The sequence below is a fragment of the Butyrivibrio sp. M55 genome (genome assembly GCF_900116865.1).
GTDB lineage: Bacteria > Bacillota > Clostridia > Lachnospirales > Lachnospiraceae > Butyrivibrio.
The window spans coordinates 216,761-233,362 of sequence record NZ_FPCD01000003.1 but is presented as its reverse complement, the minus strand read 5'-3'; the positions used below and the strand labels follow the sequence as shown (position 1 = coordinate 233,362).

Genomic DNA, 16,602 nt, shown 5'->3' with positions numbered 1-16,602 from the left:
AAATCAACATTTTGCTGTGGATAAGTTTTGTCAACACAATATATAGGCAAATTATTTTTTTGATATTTTTTTCAAAGATTTGCCCTATTTTTCTGCGTTTTTATGGCTTGACTGCCTTGATTTTATTTATTATAATTATAAAGATTTTTTCCACACTGATATAATCTGTAATTACTAAATGTAATTGCGTTGTATAATTAGTAAAGAAGGAGGTGTTTACGATATGAAAATGACATTCCAGCCTCATAAGCTCCAGAGAGCCAGAGTTCACGGCTTCAGAGCAAGAATGGCTACTAAGGGCGGCAGAAAAGTACTTGCAGCCAGAAGAGCAAAGGGAAGAAAGAGATTATCTGCTTGATAGTAAAGGTCACAACGTTGTGACCTTTTTTCATCTTTCTGAATTAAAAAGGACAATGACATGCTTTTTTCAGATTCAATGAAAAAGACAAATGATTTCCGCAATGTTTATAAGAACGGCAAAAGTTATGCCGATAAGTACCTGGTTGTTTATGTGTGGAAAAATAACGGTTCGACTAATAAACTTGGGATTTCATGTAGTAAAAAAATTGGGAACAGTGTTGTAAGGCACAGATTTGCAAGACTTGTTCGAGAAGTTTACCGGCTACACGAAGATGTATTCAATAGTGGTTTGGATATAGTAGTCGTTGCCAGAGCCTGTGCAAGAGATGCAAGCTATCATAATATAGAAGATTCTCTTTTAAGCTTGGCAGGGAAGGCCCGCATAAAGAAAAATGGCGGTGAAAAATGAAAAAGATACTTATCTTTTTAATTAAGTTTTACAGAAAGTACATTTCTCCTTTAAAGAGAACAAAATGTCCGTATATTCCGACATGTTCGGAGTACGGGCTCGAAGCTATAGAAAAACATGGGGCATTGAAGGGAAGTCTGCTCGCAATCTGGAGAATACTTAGGTGTAATCCTTTTTCCAGTGGCGGATATGATCCCGTTCCGTAATGTACAGGAGGTTTATTTTGACACCAGTTCTTTTAACCCCTTATCAGGGACGTATTGTAGGACCTGTTGCTAAGTTACTTGGATATGTAATGACAGCCATATTCAATATACTTAATAAAATTGGTATTCCTAATTTTGGTCTTTCAATCATATTATTCACTATAGTTATCAATCTTATTCTTCTTCCTTTGACTTACAAACAGCAGAAGTTTTCTAAACTCCAGTCAAAGATGAGTCCTGAACTTAAGGCTATTCAGCAGAAGTATAAGGGTAAAAAAGATAACGACTCTATGCTTGCAATGCAGCAGGAGACTAAGGAAGTTTACGCTAAATACGGTGTTTCACAGACAGGTAGCTGCTTACCGCTTCTTGTTCAGATGCCTATCTTATTTGCACTTTATCGTGTTATCTATTCAATTCCTGCATATGTAGGAACTGTTAAAGAAGCATTTTATCCTCTTGTTGAGCAGATCAGAAGTACAAATGGTGGTGTTGATTTCATCAGAAACAACGTTTCAAGTGCGAAGATGTTTACCAGCCAGTTTAATAACCAGCTTTTCACATCAGGTGATACAACTTATGTGGAAAACACACTTATTGATGTTTTGAACAGAGCATCATCTTCTGACTGGGATTTGATCACAAATAACTTTAAGGATATCAGTGGTTCTGTTTTAGATACACATAATCTTTTAAACAGATATAACAATTTCCTCGGAATGAATATTGCTGATACACCTATGTACATGATAAAGAGTGCATTTGTGGATAAGAACTTCGTTTTACTTATTGGAGCTATTCTTATTCCTTTCCTTGCATTCTTTACTCAGTGGGTAAGCACAAAGCTCATGCCTCAGCAGGTTCCTGCAGACGGTAAGATCGATCCCGATGATCCGGCAGCACAGATGCAGCAGTCAATGAAGACCATGAACATTATGATGCCTATGATGTCTGCAATCTTTTGCTTTAACTTTAATGCCGGCATGGGTATTTATTGGATTATCGGTGCGGTTATAAGATCGGTACAGCAGATTCTTATTAATAAGCACATCGACAGATCTGATATTGATGCTCAGATTGAGAAGAACATTGAAAAGTATAAACAGAAGCAGGAGAAGATGAGAACTACTCCTCAGATGAACAGATATGCAAACATGTCTACAAGAAACATCATGAACAGCAGTTCAAATTCTGTTTCTATGGAAGAGAGAGAGAATCAGCTCAAGAAGGTAAGAGATAGTTTCTCAGGAAAAGAGATTAAAAAGGATTCTCTTCTTGCAAAAGCAAATATGGTAAAAGATTTCAACGAAAAGAATAATAAATAAGAGAAGATTTATGGTTACTGTCTATTTGGGAGGGAAAAATGGAGTATAGAGAGTTTACAGCAAAAAATGTTGATGATGCTATTACAGAAGCTTGCGAAACTTTTTGCGTTACCAGTGATAAACTTGATTATGAAGTAGTTTCAAACGGATCATCAGGTTTTTTGGGGATAAATGCTAAGCCTGCAATCATCAAGGCTAGAGTTAAAGAAGAGAAGAGTGAAGAAATCAAGATTGATGATATCAAATTAGATACAAAGGTTTCACCCAAGCAGGAAATAAAAAGCAAAAAAGAAAAAGTAAAAGAGACTGTAAAAGAAGTTGAAAAGACAGTCAGCTCTGATATAAATGCTGATGAGGTTTGTGAAAAAGCCAATAAGTTTTTAAAAGAAGTTTTCGATGCAATGAAAATGGAAGTTGTTGTTAAGACTACTTTCAATCAGGTTGATAAGATTCTTGAGATTGAACTTAGCGGAGATGAGATGGGAGTTCTCATTGGTAAGAGAGGACAGACACTTGATTCTGTTCAGTACCTTGTTTCTCTTGTTGTTAACAGAGATTATTCCGAGTACATCCATGTTAAGGTTGATACAGAAAATTACAGAGAGAGAAGAAAAGCTACTCTCGAAAATCTTGCAAAGAACATTTCTTATAAGGTTAGAAAGTCCAGACATTCAGTAGCTTTAGAGCCTATGAATCCTTATGAGAGAAGAATTATTCATTCAGCTCTTCAGGGAGACAGGTTTGTTACTACTCACAGCGAAGGTGAAGAACCATTCAGAAGAGTAGTTGTTACATTAAAGAAATAATAAACATTTACCCCTCGGAGTTGTATACTTTGAGGGGTATTATTATATGTAGAGAAAATTTTATTAAAATAGAAGCGAGACAAAATATGTCAGGTGTTTTTAATAATTTTAATGACGATACTATCTGCGCTGTTGCAACCGCGATGTCTGATTCCGGAATCGGAGTTATAAGAGTGAGCGGAAGAGAAGCGGTTTCAATCTGCGATAAGATTTATCGTTCTGCAAAAATGAAACAGACTTTAAAAAAGCATGATCCGAATACGATCAAATTCGGATATATTTGTGATGGTGACAAGATCATTGATGAAGTTATGATCTCATTTATGAAAGCACCTCATAGTTTTACAAGAGAAGACGTTATTGAGATTAATACTCATGGCGGAATTCTCATCATGAATCAGATTATTGAGCTACTTCTAAAAAGTGGTTGCCGTCTTGCCGATCCTGGTGAGTTCACAAAGAGAGCATTTCTTAATGGAAGAATTGATCTTACTAAAGCGGAAGCTATCATGGATATCATAAGTGCTCAGAACAATTTTGCTTTGGACAGTTCCAGAAATCAGCTTCGCGGAAGTATCTATGATAAAGTTAAGAGTTTGAGAGAACAGATAATTTATGAGATGGCTTTTATTGAGTCGGCACTTGATGATCCGGAAAACTATGATCTGACCGGATATCCTGAAAAACTTAAAGCCAAAGTTTCATCTTTGACTTCGGAGATTGAGAAACTTCTTAGTACCGCGGATGAAGGTAAAATCAGAAAAGATGGGATAAAGACTGTTATTGTTGGAAAGCCGAACGCAGGAAAATCATCTCTTTTGAATACTCTTATAGGAGATGAAAGAGCAATCGTTACCGACATCGCAGGAACAACACGTGATATTATTGAAGAGACCGTAAGACTCGGTGATATTGTTTTGCATCTTATAGACACAGCCGGAATCAGAGACACCGATGACATTATTGAGAAGATGGGTGTGGATAAAGCAAAGAGTAAGATTGAAGAAGCAGATCTGGTTTTGTATATTCTTGATTCGACTCGCGACATTGATGATGAAGACAAAGAGATCATCAGTTTGTGTGAAGGAAAGAAGACGATTGTTCTTCTTAATAAGAACGATCTTTCTGATGACATAAAGATCAATGAAGATAATGTGTTTAAGTTTTTCACAAATGTGGATAACGTACCCGTTATAAAAACTTCGATGTTGAAAGGTAAAGGAATAGATGAACTTAAAGATGCACTTTCAAAACTTTTCTTTCATGGTGACATTTTACCGAAGCAGGAAATTTATATCACAAACTTAAGACACAAAGAACTTCTTCAGAAAGTTTATGAAAGTCTGAAACTTGTTGATGACAGTATTTCAAAAAATCTTTCGGAAGATTTTTATACAGTCGATCTTTCAAATGCTTATGCTTATCTTGGCGAGATCATCGGAGAAGAAGTCGGCGATGATCTGGTGGAAGAAATCTTTTCAAAATTTTGTATGGGAAAATAATTTATGAATGTTTTTACTGAAAAATATGATGTTGTAATAATTGGAGCAGGACATGCCGGATGTGAGGCGGCACTTGCTTGTAGCAGACTTGGTCTAGAAACTATAATTTTTACAATGAGTGCGGATAACATTGCATTCATGCCGTGTAACCCTCACATAGGCGGATCTTCCAAGGGACATCTTGTCAGAGAGATAGATGCTCTTGGTGGAGAGATGGGAAAAAATATAGATAAGACTTTTTTGCAGTCAAAGATGCTTAACACTTCTAAAGGACCTGCTGTACATTCACTCAGATGTCAGGCTGACAAAATGGAATATTCCAAGAAGATGAAAGAGGTACTTGAAAAGCAGGAACATCTTACAATAAAGCAAGCTGAGGTTTCAGAAATTCTTTACGACGAACCTTCCGATAAATTAAAGGCTGAGGGTTACAAACATATCATTACCGGAGTAAAGATTTTTTCCGGAATAACTTATGAAGCTAAAGCTGTTATCTTATGTACGGGAACTTATCTTAAGAGTCGTTGTCTTACAGGTGAAGCGATTACTTACAGTGGACCGAACGGACTTCAACCTTCCAACCTTTTGTCACAATCACTTATCGATGCGGGAATTGAACTTAGAAGATTTAAGACCGGAACCCCTGCAAGAATGGATGGAAATACAATCGACTATTCCAAGATGACAGAGCAGTTTGGAGATGATCCGGTAATTCCTTTTTCATTTGATACAGATCCTTCTGATGTCCAGAGACCACAGGTATCATGTTGGCTAACATACACTAATGAAAAAACGCACGAAATAATACGCAATAATATCGACAGGTCCCCAATTTATGCGGGAATCATTGAAGGAGTGGGTCCGAGATATTGCCCGTCAATTGAAGATAAAGTTGTAAAGTTCCCCGACCATGAAAGACACCAGGTGTTTGTTGAACCTGAAGGAACATTTACCAATGAGATGTATATAGACGGAATGTCTTCATCACTTCCTGAAGATGTTCAGATTGCAATGTACAGAACAGTGCCAGGTCTTGAGAATTGTCGCATTGTAAAAAATGCTTACGCAATCGAATATGATTGTCTTTGCCCCGGACAGCTTCATCCCACTCTTGAGATCAAGGATATCCGAGGACTCTTTTCAGCGGGACAGTTTAACGGAAGTAGTGGATATGAAGAAGCTGCTGCTCAGGGATTGTACGCCGGAATTAATGCTGCGATGCAGATTGAGAACAGACCTTATCTTTCTATAGACAGATCCGAAGGATACATCGGAGTTCTTGTTGATGATCTTGTTACAAAAGAAAATCTTGAACCCTATAGGATGATGACTTCAAGAGCAGAGTACAGATTACTTCTTAGACAGGACAATGCAGATATAAGACTTAGAGGAAAAGGTCATGAAGTAGGTCTTATAGATGATGAACGATATAATAAGTTACTCAAGAAGATTGAACTTACTACAAAAGAAGTTGAGAGATTGAAGAGTATTAATATCGGAGCAAATTCTAAGATTCAGGATTTCCTGACAAGATGTGGAAGTACGCCTTTAAAGACTGCAGTCTCTCTTGCAGAATTATTATGTCGTCCTGAAATGACTTACGATATGATCGCGGAGATTGATCCTGACAGACCTGACCTTCCAAAGGATGTCATCGAACAGGTTGAGATTACCATCAGGTATGAAGGGTATATCAACAGACAGGAAAGACAGGTTGAACAGTTCAAGAAACTTGAGAGAAAACTTATCCCCGCGGATATTGATTACAATGATGTCAGCAGTTTAAGACTTGAAGCAAGACAGAAACTTGAAAAGTTTAGACCGGTAAATATCGGACAGGCTTCACGTATCGGTGGAGTTAATCCGGCTGATGTTTCTGTACTGATCATTTATCTTGACTCACTAAACAGAGGAAAACAGAATGAGGAATAAATACAACAAAATGATTGAGGACTTTCGTTCATACGGAATTGAACTCACCGACAGACAACTGGAACAATTTGATCAATACTTCGAAATTCTTGTTCGCGTAAATGAGGTTATGAATCTTACTGCCATAACAGATTTCGATGATGTATGTAAGCTTCACTTTGTTGATAGTATTTCATGTACTTCGTTTGTTGATTTTAAAGATAAAGAGTATTCGCTTATCGATATCGGAACAGGAGCAGGTTTTCCGGGAATTCCACTTAAGATTGTTTATCCTGATCTTCATGTTACGTTGCTCGATTCACTCAATAAGAGAATCAACTTTCTAAATGAAGTGATAGATACTCTTGGTCTTAATGAATCCGGAAGTATTGAAACACTCCATGGAAGAGCGGAGGATTTTTCATCGAGTAAGAATGGAGCACTCAGAGAAAAATTTGATTTTGCTGTTTCAAGAGCAGTAGCTAATATGTCTACTCTTACAGAATATTGTCTTCCCTATGTAAAGGTCGGAGGAGAGTTCATTGCTTTCAAAGGTGATAAAGGATCTGAAGAAGTAGAAGCAGCGAAGGGAGCAATTCATCTTCTTGGTGGAAAGCTTAAGGAATGTAAGGAGTTCTTTTTACCGGGAACAGATATATCCCGCACGATATGTGTGGTTGATAAAAAAGAACATACCTCAAAACAGTATCCACGTAAGGCCGGAACGCCTGCCAAAAATCCTCTTTGAGGTAGTAAATAATGTTTCACGTGAAACATTATTTACTGTGAAAAATGAACACAACTGATTGTTTCACGTGAAACATTAGAATACAAAATATAGTGATGATCCGTGAAACATAAAATCGGTCATGAAACATCAAAAAAATACACATATTTATATGTAGTAAATGAAGCGCAATCTGGAAAATAATATCATATTTTCTAAAGATTGTGCTTTTTTTATGTTCTATAATTTTAATAATGTGGTAAAATCAGATTAGTGTTTCACGATGATGGGAGGCGTAATGGGAAGAATAATCGCAATTGCAAATCAAAAAGGCGGAGTCGGAAAGACTACCACATCAATCAATCTAGCATCTGCTTTGGCAGAGAAAGGAAAGAAGGTACTTGTTATTGATACCGATCCTCAGGGAAATACAACAAGTGGATTTGGTATTGATAAGAATGAAATCGATAACACCATCTATGAGTTAATGATCGGTGAGTGCAGCATTGATGAAGTAATAACCAGAAATGTTGTAAAGGGAATCGATGGAGTTGATATCATTCCTTCGAATGTAAATCTTGCCGCAGTAGAAATTGAGTTGATAGATTCCGACAACAAAGAATATATTTTAAGAGAGGCAATAAGTGGTATAAGGGATGACTATGATTTCATAATTATAGATTGCCCGCCATCACTTAGTATGCTGACAGTCAATGCAATGACTACAGCTAATACAGTTCTTGTACCTATTCAGTGTGAGTACTATGCACTTGAAGGTCTCAGCCAATTGGTACATACAGTTAATCTGGTAAAAGACAGACTTAATCCGGAACTTGATATGGAAGGTGTTGTCTTTACGATGTTTGATTCTCGTACCAATCTTTCACTCCAGGTTGTAGAAAACGTAAAGGAACATATACAGGAGAATGTGTATAAGACAATAATCCCAAGAAACATTCGTCTTGCAGAAGCGCCCAGTTACGGTCTACCTATAAACGTTTATGAACCAAAGTCCGCAGGAGCCGAAGCGTATCGACTTCTTGCAAATGAGGTTATCGACAGAAAATTTGATTAAAGCGGAGGGGCATAAGATATGGCAGTTAAGAATGTGAAAAGAGGATTAGGAAAAGGACTTGATTCAATAATACCTGCGAAGACATCTTTCACAACAAAAGAAGTTTCATTCTCTGAAGAACAGAGCATCAGCGAAGGACAGGTTGTTCATGTAAACATTACTCAGGTTGAACCGAACAGAAATCAGCCAAGAAAATCTTTTGATGAAGATAGCCTTTTGGAATTAGCTGAATCAATCAAACAGTATGGAATCATCAATCCACTTATCGTAACAGATAAGAACGATCACTATGAGATTGTCGGTGGTGAGAGAAGATGGAGAGCAGCTAAGAAAGCCGGAATAAAAGAAGTACCGGTTATAGTAAAAGATCTTAGCGAACATGAAATTGCAGAGATTTCTCTTATTGATAACATCCAGAGAGAAGACATAAATCCTATTGAAGAAGCTCTTGCATATAAAAAGCTTATCGATGAATTTGGATACACTCAGGATATTGTCGCAGAGAAAGTATCAAAGAGCAGAGTAACAATTACCAACTCACTTCGACTTTTGAAGCTTTGCGAAAAAGTAAGACAGATGGTTATCGACGGACTTATTACAACAGGTCATGCCAGAGCACTTATATCTGTTGAAAGTGAAGAAGAGCAGACGATGCTCGCTCAGAAAGTTTTTGATGAGAAGTTAAGCGTTAGAGAAACTGAGAAACTTGTAAAGAATCTTGGCAAAGCACCCAAGCCAAAGAAGGTAGTAGAAACCAACTCAAGTCTGGATGCAATCTATGCAAATCTATCTGAAAGATGTAAGCAGGCAATAGGAACAAAAGTTGATATTACTTCCAAAGGCAGTGGCGCAGGAAAAATTGAGATTGAGTTTTATAACAGCGACGATCTTGAGAAAATAATAAACAGACTATGCACAGAATAATCGGAGACAGAATAAAATGGAAAGTAACATATTAAATCTTTTGGGTCTTGGAAACATAGATCCTGCAATTTTTATCTTGGCACTTTTAGCATTAGTATTAATACTTCTACTTATTGTCATCATACAAGGATGCAAGATAAGTAAAGTATCAAAAAAGTTTAACAAGTTCATGACAGGAAAAGATGCGAAATCACTTGAAGATGAAATCGTAGATCTTTTTCATGAAAATAAAATGATAAGAGCGGAGAACGATAAAAACCGTAAGGACATTCAGGACATCAACAAAAGAATGCAGAGAACCTTCCAAAAAATCGGACTTGAGAAATATGATGCATTTAGTCAGATGGGTGGACAGCTCAGCTTCGCACTTTGTATGCTCGATGAAAATGACAACGGATTCCTTATGAATTCAGTTCACAGCACAGACGGACTTAACTATTCATATTCGAAAGTTATCAACGCCGGAATAGCAGATGTTGAACTCAGTGATGAGGAAAAGAAAGCATTGGATAGTGCACGCGAAAGTGTAAGAAGATAAGAATAAAATATATAAACATACATGGAGGAGATCAAAATGATCGACATAAAATTTTTACGTGAAAACCCTGATGTGGTAAGAGAGAACATCAAGAACAAATTTCAGGATGAGAAACTTCCTCTAGTAGATGAGATTATAAAACTCGACGAAGCAAGAAGAACAAACCAGCAAGAAGCGGATGAGATCCGTGCACATAAGAATAAGATTTCTAAAGAGATCGGTGCAATGATGGCACAGGGCAAAAAAGAAGAAGCAATGGCCCTCAAGGATGAAGTTGCAAAAGAAGCAAAGCGTCTTGAAGAACTCGAAGAGAATCAGAAGAAGCTTGATGAAGAAGTTACAAATAAGATGATGATCATTCCTCAGATTATCGACAAATCTGTTCCTATCGGAAAAGATGATTCTGAGAATGTTGAGATTGAGAAGTTCGGTGAACCTGTTGTTCCCGATTTCGAGATTCCTTATCACACAGATATTATGGAGAGCTTCTGCGGAATCGATCTTGATGCTGCAAGAAGAGTAGCAGGTAACGGATTCTATTATCTGCTCGGAGATATTGCAAGACTTCACTCCGCAGTAATTTCTTACGCAAGAGATTTCATGATCGACAGAGGATTTACATATTGTGTTCCTCCTTTCATGATTCATGGAAATGTAGTAGCAGGAGTTATGAGTTTCCCTGAGATGGAAGCTATGATGTATAAAATTGAGGGAGAAGATCTTTATCTCATCGGAACAAGTGAGCATTCAATGATCGGTAAGTTCATTGATCAGATCATTCCCGAGGAAGAACTCCCTATGCCTCTTACAAGTTACTCACCTTGCTTCAGAAAAGAAAAAGGTGCACACGGAATTGAGGAGAGAGGTGTATACAGAATTCACCAGTTCGAGAAGCAGGAGATGGTTGTAATCTGTAAGCCCGAAGAGTCAAAAGATTGGTATGAGAAACTTTGGAAGAATACAGTAGATCTTTTCAGATCAATGGACATTCCTGTACGTACACTTGAGTGTTGCTCAGGAGATCTCGCAGATCTTAAGTGCAAGTCATGTGACGTAGAGGCATGGTCACCCAGACAGAAGAAGTACTTCGAAGTTGGAAGTTGTTCTAACCTTGGAGATGCACAGGCAAGAAGACTTAAGATCAGAATCAAAGGTAAGGATGGAAACTACCTCGCACATACACTTAACAACACAGTAGTTGCTCCTCCGAGAATGCTTATTGCTTTCCTTGAGAATAATCTTCAGGCAGACGGAAGTGTAAAGATTCCTGAAGTTCTTCGTCCTTACATGGGAGGAAAAGAAGTACTTATTCCTAAGAAGAAATGATAACAGCAGTAGAAAGGTGAAAAGATTCCTTGCATAAATTTCTAAGAGCAGTCGGTTTTTCTAAAATAAAAGACAGGAATGAGTTGACCGGATTAATTACCGATTCTATTCAGAAATCTTCAAGAAGAGGATATGTGTCCATAGAGGATAATGTTATTCTTGCGGAGTTCATGCATGACTATGCAAATGAAAAAATAGGACTCGCGGTATGTGGGGAATTTGATGAACAAGATAAGTTTATATATGAATATTACTATCCGTACTTAGTTCCTTCGCAGATCAGTACGGAAGAAGATATAACAATAGAACGCCATGCAGCCCAGTATTCATATGCAGGAATCTGTAATGAAAACAGGGTTGGCGTTTCACTTATCTTTTACCTTCAGAATATAATTCCTTACATCAAGTATGAGAACGAGGATCACTTCCCTGTCAGAGGAACGACACTTAGTTTGTCCGCGCTGTCGATAAAGGGTCAGATAATGATGCCGATTGCAAAGACAGAGCAGCAAATCGAAGTGGCTAAAAAGAAAACCAGTTATAGGAACAAACTTATAGATAATGCAAGACGAGGTGATGAAGCAGCAATTGAATCACTGACTCTTGACGACATGGACATATACACAACGCTTTCGAGAAAAATCAGAAAGCAAGATGTGTATAGTCTGGTAGATACATATTTTATGCCATATGGAGTTGAGTGCGATCACTACTCCGTTTTGGGAGAGATAGTCAAAGTTGATAAGACGGAGAACTATCTGACAAAAGAAGTTATACACATAATGAGGATTAATTGTAACGGACTTGAGTTCGATTTGTGTATAAACGATGCCGACCTGCTTGGTGAACCGGCAGTCGGAAGAAGATTTAAAGGTAACATTTGGATGCAGGGATATATCAATTTTCCCGGAACAAATTAATAAGAGAAGGAGAAAATAGATATGGCTACACCTCATAACAGTGCCGAAAAAGGCGACATCGCAAAGACCGTGCTTATGCCCGGCGATCCACTCAGAGCAAAATTCATTGCAGAGAATTTCCTTACAGACGTTAAGTGCTTTAACGAAGTAAGAGGAATGCTTGGATTCACAGGTAAGTATCAGGGAAAAGAAGTGTCTGTAATGGGACACGGAATGGGAATTCCTTCAATCGGAATCTACACTTATGAACTTTTCAACTTTTATGATGTGGATAACATCATCAGAGTTGGAAGCGCCGGTGGATTAAAAGAGGATGTTAATGTAATGGACATCGTCTTCGCCATGGGTGCTCACACAGATTCCAACTACGGATTCCAGTTTGGACTTCCCGGAACATTCTGTCCGACAGCAAGCTATGACTTGTTGGAGAAAGCTGTAAACATAGCAAGAGAGAAGAACGTAAAGTTCCATGTTGGTAACGTACTTTCTTCAGATGCATTCTACAAGAAGTGCAACGAGAGTGAACTCTACAAGAACATGGGCGCACTCGCGGTTGAGATGGAGACAGTTGCTCTTTACATGAATGCTGCAGAAGCTAAGAAGAATGCACTTACAATCCTTACAATATCAGACCATCTCTTCAAGGCAGGAGAACTTACTGCAAAAGAAAGAGAGACAGGATTTACTGATATGATGGAGATTGCACTTAAGACAGCAATCCAGCTTTAATGTGGATTAGTTCTATCAATATTTGCATATCATATATTAAAAAAAGTAATACAAAACATGGTACCAAGGGAAGCGCTATGTTATGCGTTTCCCTTGAATTGTGCCTCAGATTGTGCTAATATACAAAGGTCATGTTTGCGTAGCTCAGTTGGATAGAGCGTCCGCCTCCTAAGCGGAAGGTCGTGCGTTCGAATCGCATCGCGAACATTTTAAGAGAAGCTTTTTAAGGCTTCTCTTTTTTTATATATGTTATAATTTATTTCGATGAGTATAGAAAAAGTTAGTATGGAGATTAAATAGATGCTGTTCGAAAAAATCGCAGAGAATTGTATATATGCATATGATCCTGAATTGGAGACAATATTCGGAGCGCTTTCTCTTCTGGATGGAAAAGAGGATAACTCGGAATGTACTAAAATTTATGGTGAAAAGAAAATAGAAGAATGGCGAAGTAAGTATTGTTTTCTATTTGAGACATATGAAGCGGTGAAAAGTCTTACGGATTTCGAATTAGTAGATGTAATACTTGATGTTTTCGCTGAGGATTTTTCTTTGCAAAAATTCTATGATGTGTATAAGTCCATGCCTGAAGATGCAAGAATATACAGGATGGGAGCATGGTATCTTAGGAAGATAAATAAAGATGAGATTTCCAGAGCTTTAAATGATGATGCTTCGCTGGATGAATTATACTCAAAAGTAAATGAGTATTGTCACAGCTATTTAGGTTTTTCATCTTTTGTCAGAGAAAACAAAAGATTTATCAAAGAGTTCTTTGAACTGGCAAAAGAAATGAATACACCATCACTAAAAAAAGCTATAAAAGAATGTAGCGATGATATAGATTCTTTTAAGCAAAATATGATCGAAAGATTAAAGGATAAGAACCCGCTTGAAGTTTCTCAAGATATTATGGGAAAATCTTTTCATAACAGGGGACCTTATGAGATGTTTTATTTTGTTCCTTCGTTGATGATGCCGGGAAAAAGATTTAGATTGTTTTATGAGAATGGAACAAAGAACAATAGACAGATATTGTTTTGGAATATCAGAAATGAAAAGCAAAGTAAGGGAGATATAGTAGCGGTCTTAAAAGCTATTTCTGATGAAACCAGATATCAGATTCTCAGGCTGTTGTCAAACAAAGGCCCGATGAAAGGGCAGGACATAGTAAAAGAATTGAAGCTTGCTCCATCCACAATATCTCATCACATGAGTGAACTAAAGGAATGCGGTCTTATAACTGAGGAACCTGTAAAGACATCAAAGTATTATGGACTATCAAGTAATAAACTAAAAGAAGTATTGCAAACTATAAAAATAGATTTCAACTTATAAGAATAATTGGTTAAGCGAGGCGTTTTTAAAGAAAATGCTTCGCTTATTAATTTGACATATTTTTTGTTTCTATTATAATCTAATTCGATGGGTATCGAATAAACTCAAAGCAAAAAAGGAGAACTGAAAATGAGTCAGGTAATCTGTGTGGAAAATCTAAAGAGGGAATTTGTAAGTAAAAAAGGCTTGTTCAAAAAAGAGATAAAAATTGTGAAGGCTGTAGATGGAATCTCTTTTGATGTTGAGAGAGGAGAAATCTTTGGACTTCTCGGACAAAACGGCGCGGGAAAGACAACTACAATAAAAATGCTTACTACATTGCTGGCTCCGACATCCGGAAAATGTGAAGTGTTTGGATATAAATCTTTTGGAGAAGAAAATCATATCAGGTCAAGGATCAATTTTATTTTTGGCGGTGAGCTGGGAGTATATAAAAGATTATCTGCAAGAGATAATCTAAGATACTTTGCAAATCTATATCTAATTCCGCAAAAAGAACAGAACGAGAGGATAGAACAAATACTAAAGCTTGTTGATTTAGCTGACAGAGCAGATGATCTTGTGGAGACATATTCGAAAGGAATGATTCAGCGATTGCAGATTGCAAGAGGACTTATCAACGATCCTGAGATTCTTTTCATGGATGAACCAACAATCGGACTGGATCCTGTAGGCGCAAGGATGTTAAGAGATATAATCCGAAGACTTAAGAATGAGGGTAAGACAGTTCTTTTAACAACACATAATCTTGCAGAAGTTGAGGAATTATGCGATCGTCTCGTGATAATAAATAAGGGAAGAGTAATTGCAGAAGGAACACCTGAAAGTATAAAAGGAAATTACAATTCTTTGGAAGATTCATATGTTGAAATTGTTAAGGGGGTGTCAGCATGATTAAAGTCATTATCAGTACAATGATTCTTCAGATGAAACAATCATTTGCAAGGCCGATGTTTAGGTTTTGCCTTATAGCCAATCCGATTTTGAACACAATTCTTTTATACGAAATGTTCAGGGAATCAGGGGCTACAAACTATATGGCTTATGTTACGTTGGGGGCAGGTCTTATGGGACTTTGGGGATGTATTTGTTTTTCATCCGCAGGTGATATAAACAGAGAGAGGTTTAGCGGAACACTGGCTTTGATATTCACAGCACCTGCCAGATTCCCGATAATAATATTGGGGAAAATAATAGGAAACACAATAATGTCATTACTTACAATGATAATCTCACTTATGACATCAGTCATTTTTTTCAGGATACAGCTTCAATTGGCAGATCCGTTATATTTTTTGATTGCACTACTTGCGGCTATAATTTCATTCATAGTGATTTCCTCAGTAATTGCATGCATATTGACATTGTCTAGAAAAACAGAGTTATACATGAATTGCATTGAGATACCAATAATATTATTATGTGGATTTGCTTTTCCGGTGTCGGTATTACCCTTTGGAATAAGAATTGTAAGTTACACTTTAGCACCGACATATGCAGTAGAACTTATGCGAATGGCAGTATGGGGAATTACAGATAAAGCAGAATTTTGTGAAAAGCTTTTGGTGCTTATGATATTAACTTTGATCTATGCCTTAATATCTGCATTTCTTTATAAAAAAATAGATCGAAGCGTCCGAATAGCTGCAACATTGGAGGTGGCATGATGATAAAAAGATTTTTGGATCAGGCATATCTTTATCATAAGGGCAGGAGCGTAGCATTTGAAGCTGAGGAATTTGTTCTGATGGAAATTACATATCCGCTTATCACAATGATTTTATATTGTCTGGTTGCAACATTTAGTTTCAAAACAACAGATCTGACGTGTTGGGTTATTGGAAATGCATTTTTACTATGTACAAATGCATGCATATTTGGAGTAGGAATAATGTTTGTTAAAGAGAGACAGTATGGAAGAATGCGCTCCATTATTGCTGCTCCCTGTTCTAAGCTCTCTCTTATATTGGCAAGCGGAGTGTTCCCGACTTTGTTTGCAGTGTGTGCATCTGTGTGCGGATTAGTAGTAGGATGCCTTGTGTTTGGCGTTACATTTTCAGGTGTTAATCTGTTACTTGTAGCATTAACAATAATTGTCGCTATGATCTCAGCAACTTTTTTTGGACTTTTTATCTCAGCATTCGGACTTATGAATGACAGCATGCATTTGGTATTAAATGTAGTGAGTTACCTACTTATGATCTTTACCGGAGCTGAATTTCCAATTAAGCAACTTCCTGTGGCAGGTCAAGTGATGGCTCAGATAATGCCGCTTACAAAAGCTATTTTAGCGATGAACAGGCTCTTTGAAGGGAATATAAAAGATTTTATAGTACTGATAATAGCTGAGTTTGTCACAGGGATAGTATATTTACTGCTTACTTTTGTGGTTTTCAGAGTTGCGGAGAGAGTGGCTCAGCGAAATGGGAAATTTGATATGTTTTGACTATAAGATAAATACGGAAGAAACTGTTAGTCTGATTGTTATACCCATTATACCCATTTA

General features: G+C 37.2%; 18 protein-coding genes and 1 tRNA gene. All 19 read left to right on the top strand.

Annotation, left to right across the window (positions count from 1 at the left end):
* The first annotated feature begins 223 nt into the window (after nucleotides 1-223).
* Nucleotides 224-358, top strand: coding sequence for a 50S ribosomal protein L34 (gene rpmH / locus BM398_RS05320; protein ID WP_013282343.1), 135 nt, complete (start codon nucleotides 224-226; stop codon nucleotides 356-358).
* A gap of 60 nt (nucleotides 359-418) precedes the next feature.
* A complete protein-coding gene (rnpA, locus tag BM398_RS05315; protein ID WP_026656299.1) occupies nucleotides 419-769 on the top strand; it encodes a ribonuclease P protein component in 351 nt (116 codons plus the stop codon).
* A complete protein-coding gene (gene yidD, locus BM398_RS05310; protein ID WP_026656300.1) occupies nucleotides 766-975 on the top strand; it encodes a membrane protein insertion efficiency factor YidD in 210 nt (69 codons plus the stop codon). The genes rnpA and yidD overlap by 4 nt, the downstream gene beginning before the upstream one ends.
* 17 nt (nucleotides 976-992) lie before the next feature.
* On the top strand, nucleotides 993-2,300 hold the full coding sequence (locus tag BM398_RS05305; RefSeq protein ID WP_092336739.1) for a YidC/Oxa1 family membrane protein insertase: 1,308 nt from the start codon (nucleotides 993-995) through the stop codon (nucleotides 2,298-2,300).
* 38 nt (nucleotides 2,301-2,338) lie between these two features.
* Entirely contained in the window at nucleotides 2,339-3,106 is a 768-nt protein-coding gene (jag, locus tag BM398_RS05300; RefSeq protein ID WP_092336738.1) for an RNA-binding cell elongation regulator Jag/EloR, read from the top strand.
* A gap of 86 nt (nucleotides 3,107-3,192) precedes the next feature.
* Nucleotides 3,193-4,608, top strand: a complete 1,416-nt coding sequence (mnmE, locus tag BM398_RS05295) for a tRNA uridine-5-carboxymethylaminomethyl(34) synthesis GTPase MnmE (protein WP_092336737.1) — start codon at nucleotides 3,193-3,195, stop codon at nucleotides 4,606-4,608.
* A gap of 3 nt (nucleotides 4,609-4,611) precedes the next feature.
* On the top strand, nucleotides 4,612-6,540 hold the full coding sequence (mnmG, locus tag BM398_RS05290; protein ID WP_092336736.1) for a tRNA uridine-5-carboxymethylaminomethyl(34) synthesis enzyme MnmG: 1,929 nt from the start codon (nucleotides 4,612-4,614) through the stop codon (nucleotides 6,538-6,540).
* Complete coding sequence (gene rsmG, locus BM398_RS05285; protein WP_092336735.1) at nucleotides 6,530-7,267, top strand: 16S rRNA (guanine(527)-N(7))-methyltransferase RsmG; 738 nt, start codon at nucleotides 6,530-6,532, stop codon at nucleotides 7,265-7,267. Before mnmG ends, rsmG begins: the two co-directional genes overlap by 11 nt.
* A 277-nt stretch (nucleotides 7,268-7,544) precedes the next feature.
* A complete protein-coding gene (locus tag BM398_RS05280; protein ID WP_026656307.1) occupies nucleotides 7,545-8,321 on the top strand; it encodes a ParA family protein in 777 nt (258 codons plus the stop codon).
* Between the two features lie 18 nt (nucleotides 8,322-8,339).
* Nucleotides 8,340-9,245, top strand: coding sequence for a ParB/RepB/Spo0J family partition protein (locus BM398_RS05275; RefSeq protein WP_092336734.1), 906 nt, complete (start codon nucleotides 8,340-8,342; stop codon nucleotides 9,243-9,245).
* Nucleotides 9,246-9,261: 16 nt separating this feature from the next.
* Nucleotides 9,262-9,783, top strand: coding sequence for a DUF4446 family protein (locus BM398_RS05270; RefSeq protein ID WP_026656309.1), 522 nt, complete (start codon nucleotides 9,262-9,264; stop codon nucleotides 9,781-9,783).
* A gap of 36 nt (nucleotides 9,784-9,819) precedes the next feature.
* Nucleotides 9,820-11,109 carry a serine--tRNA ligase gene (gene serS / locus BM398_RS05265; protein WP_026513424.1) on the top strand — a complete coding sequence of 430 codons (1,290 nt, stop codon included), beginning with the start codon at nucleotides 9,820-9,822 and terminating at the stop codon, nucleotides 11,107-11,109.
* Nucleotides 11,110-11,138: 29 nt separating this feature from the next.
* Nucleotides 11,139-12,029, top strand: coding sequence for a DUF3881 family protein (locus BM398_RS05260; protein ID WP_026656310.1), 891 nt, complete (start codon nucleotides 11,139-11,141; stop codon nucleotides 12,027-12,029).
* A 21-nt stretch (nucleotides 12,030-12,050) separates the two neighbouring features.
* Nucleotides 12,051-12,758 carry a purine-nucleoside phosphorylase gene (gene deoD, locus BM398_RS05255; RefSeq protein ID WP_092336733.1) on the top strand — a complete coding sequence of 236 codons (708 nt, stop codon included), beginning with the start codon at nucleotides 12,051-12,053 and terminating at the stop codon, nucleotides 12,756-12,758.
* A gap of 133 nt (nucleotides 12,759-12,891) precedes the next feature.
* Nucleotides 12,892-12,965: transfer RNA gene (locus BM398_RS05250), tRNA-Arg, on the top strand.
* A 93-nt stretch (nucleotides 12,966-13,058) separates the two neighbouring features.
* Nucleotides 13,059-14,096: an ArsR/SmtB family transcription factor gene (locus BM398_RS05245; protein ID WP_092336732.1), complete on the top strand. Its 1,038-nt coding sequence runs from the start codon at nucleotides 13,059-13,061 to the stop codon at nucleotides 14,094-14,096.
* Nucleotides 14,097-14,225: 129 nt separating this feature from the next.
* Complete coding sequence (locus BM398_RS05240) at nucleotides 14,226-14,990, top strand: ABC transporter ATP-binding protein (RefSeq protein ID WP_092336731.1); 765 nt, start codon at nucleotides 14,226-14,228, stop codon at nucleotides 14,988-14,990.
* Complete coding sequence (locus tag BM398_RS05235; protein ID WP_092336730.1) at nucleotides 14,987-15,763, top strand: ABC transporter permease; 777 nt, start codon at nucleotides 14,987-14,989, stop codon at nucleotides 15,761-15,763. The genes BM398_RS05240 and BM398_RS05235 overlap by 4 nt, the downstream gene beginning before the upstream one ends.
* Complete coding sequence (locus BM398_RS05230) at nucleotides 15,760-16,542, top strand: ABC transporter permease (RefSeq protein WP_092336729.1); 783 nt, start codon at nucleotides 15,760-15,762, stop codon at nucleotides 16,540-16,542. Before BM398_RS05235 ends, BM398_RS05230 begins: the two co-directional genes overlap by 4 nt.
* Nucleotides 16,543-16,602: the final 60 nt, after the last annotated feature.

What these genes read in the sequence shown, in the direction of transcription:
- rpmH (WP_013282343.1), top strand. Translation starts at nt 224, where the DNA reads ATGAAAATGACATTCCAGCCTCATAAGCTCCAGAGAGCCAGAGTTCAC.
- rnpA (WP_026656299.1), top strand. Translation starts at nt 419, where the DNA reads ATGCTTTTTTCAGATTCAATGAAAAAGACAAATGATTTCCGCAATGTT.
- yidD (WP_026656300.1), top strand. Translation starts at nt 766, where the DNA reads ATGAAAAAGATACTTATCTTTTTAATTAAGTTTTACAGAAAGTACATT.
- jag (WP_092336738.1), top strand. Translation starts at nt 2,339, where the DNA reads ATGGAGTATAGAGAGTTTACAGCAAAAAATGTTGATGATGCTATTACA.
- mnmE (WP_092336737.1), top strand. Translation starts at nt 3,193, where the DNA reads ATGTCAGGTGTTTTTAATAATTTTAATGACGATACTATCTGCGCTGTT.
- mnmG (WP_092336736.1), top strand. Translation starts at nt 4,612, where the DNA reads ATGAATGTTTTTACTGAAAAATATGATGTTGTAATAATTGGAGCAGGA.
- rsmG (WP_092336735.1), top strand. Translation starts at nt 6,530, where the DNA reads ATGAGGAATAAATACAACAAAATGATTGAGGACTTTCGTTCATACGGA.
- BM398_RS05280 (WP_026656307.1), top strand. Translation starts at nt 7,545, where the DNA reads ATGGGAAGAATAATCGCAATTGCAAATCAAAAAGGCGGAGTCGGAAAG.
- BM398_RS05275 (WP_092336734.1), top strand. Translation starts at nt 8,340, where the DNA reads ATGGCAGTTAAGAATGTGAAAAGAGGATTAGGAAAAGGACTTGATTCA.
- BM398_RS05270 (WP_026656309.1), top strand. Translation starts at nt 9,262, where the DNA reads ATGGAAAGTAACATATTAAATCTTTTGGGTCTTGGAAACATAGATCCT.
- serS (WP_026513424.1), top strand. Translation starts at nt 9,820, where the DNA reads ATGATCGACATAAAATTTTTACGTGAAAACCCTGATGTGGTAAGAGAG.
- deoD (WP_092336733.1), top strand. Translation starts at nt 12,051, where the DNA reads ATGGCTACACCTCATAACAGTGCCGAAAAAGGCGACATCGCAAAGACC.
- BM398_RS05245 (WP_092336732.1), top strand. Translation starts at nt 13,059, where the DNA reads ATGCTGTTCGAAAAAATCGCAGAGAATTGTATATATGCATATGATCCT.
- BM398_RS05240 (WP_092336731.1), top strand. Translation starts at nt 14,226, where the DNA reads ATGAGTCAGGTAATCTGTGTGGAAAATCTAAAGAGGGAATTTGTAAGT.
- BM398_RS05235 (WP_092336730.1), top strand. Translation starts at nt 14,987, where the DNA reads ATGATTAAAGTCATTATCAGTACAATGATTCTTCAGATGAAACAATCA.
- BM398_RS05230 (WP_092336729.1), top strand. Translation starts at nt 15,760, where the DNA reads ATGATGATAAAAAGATTTTTGGATCAGGCATATCTTTATCATAAGGGC.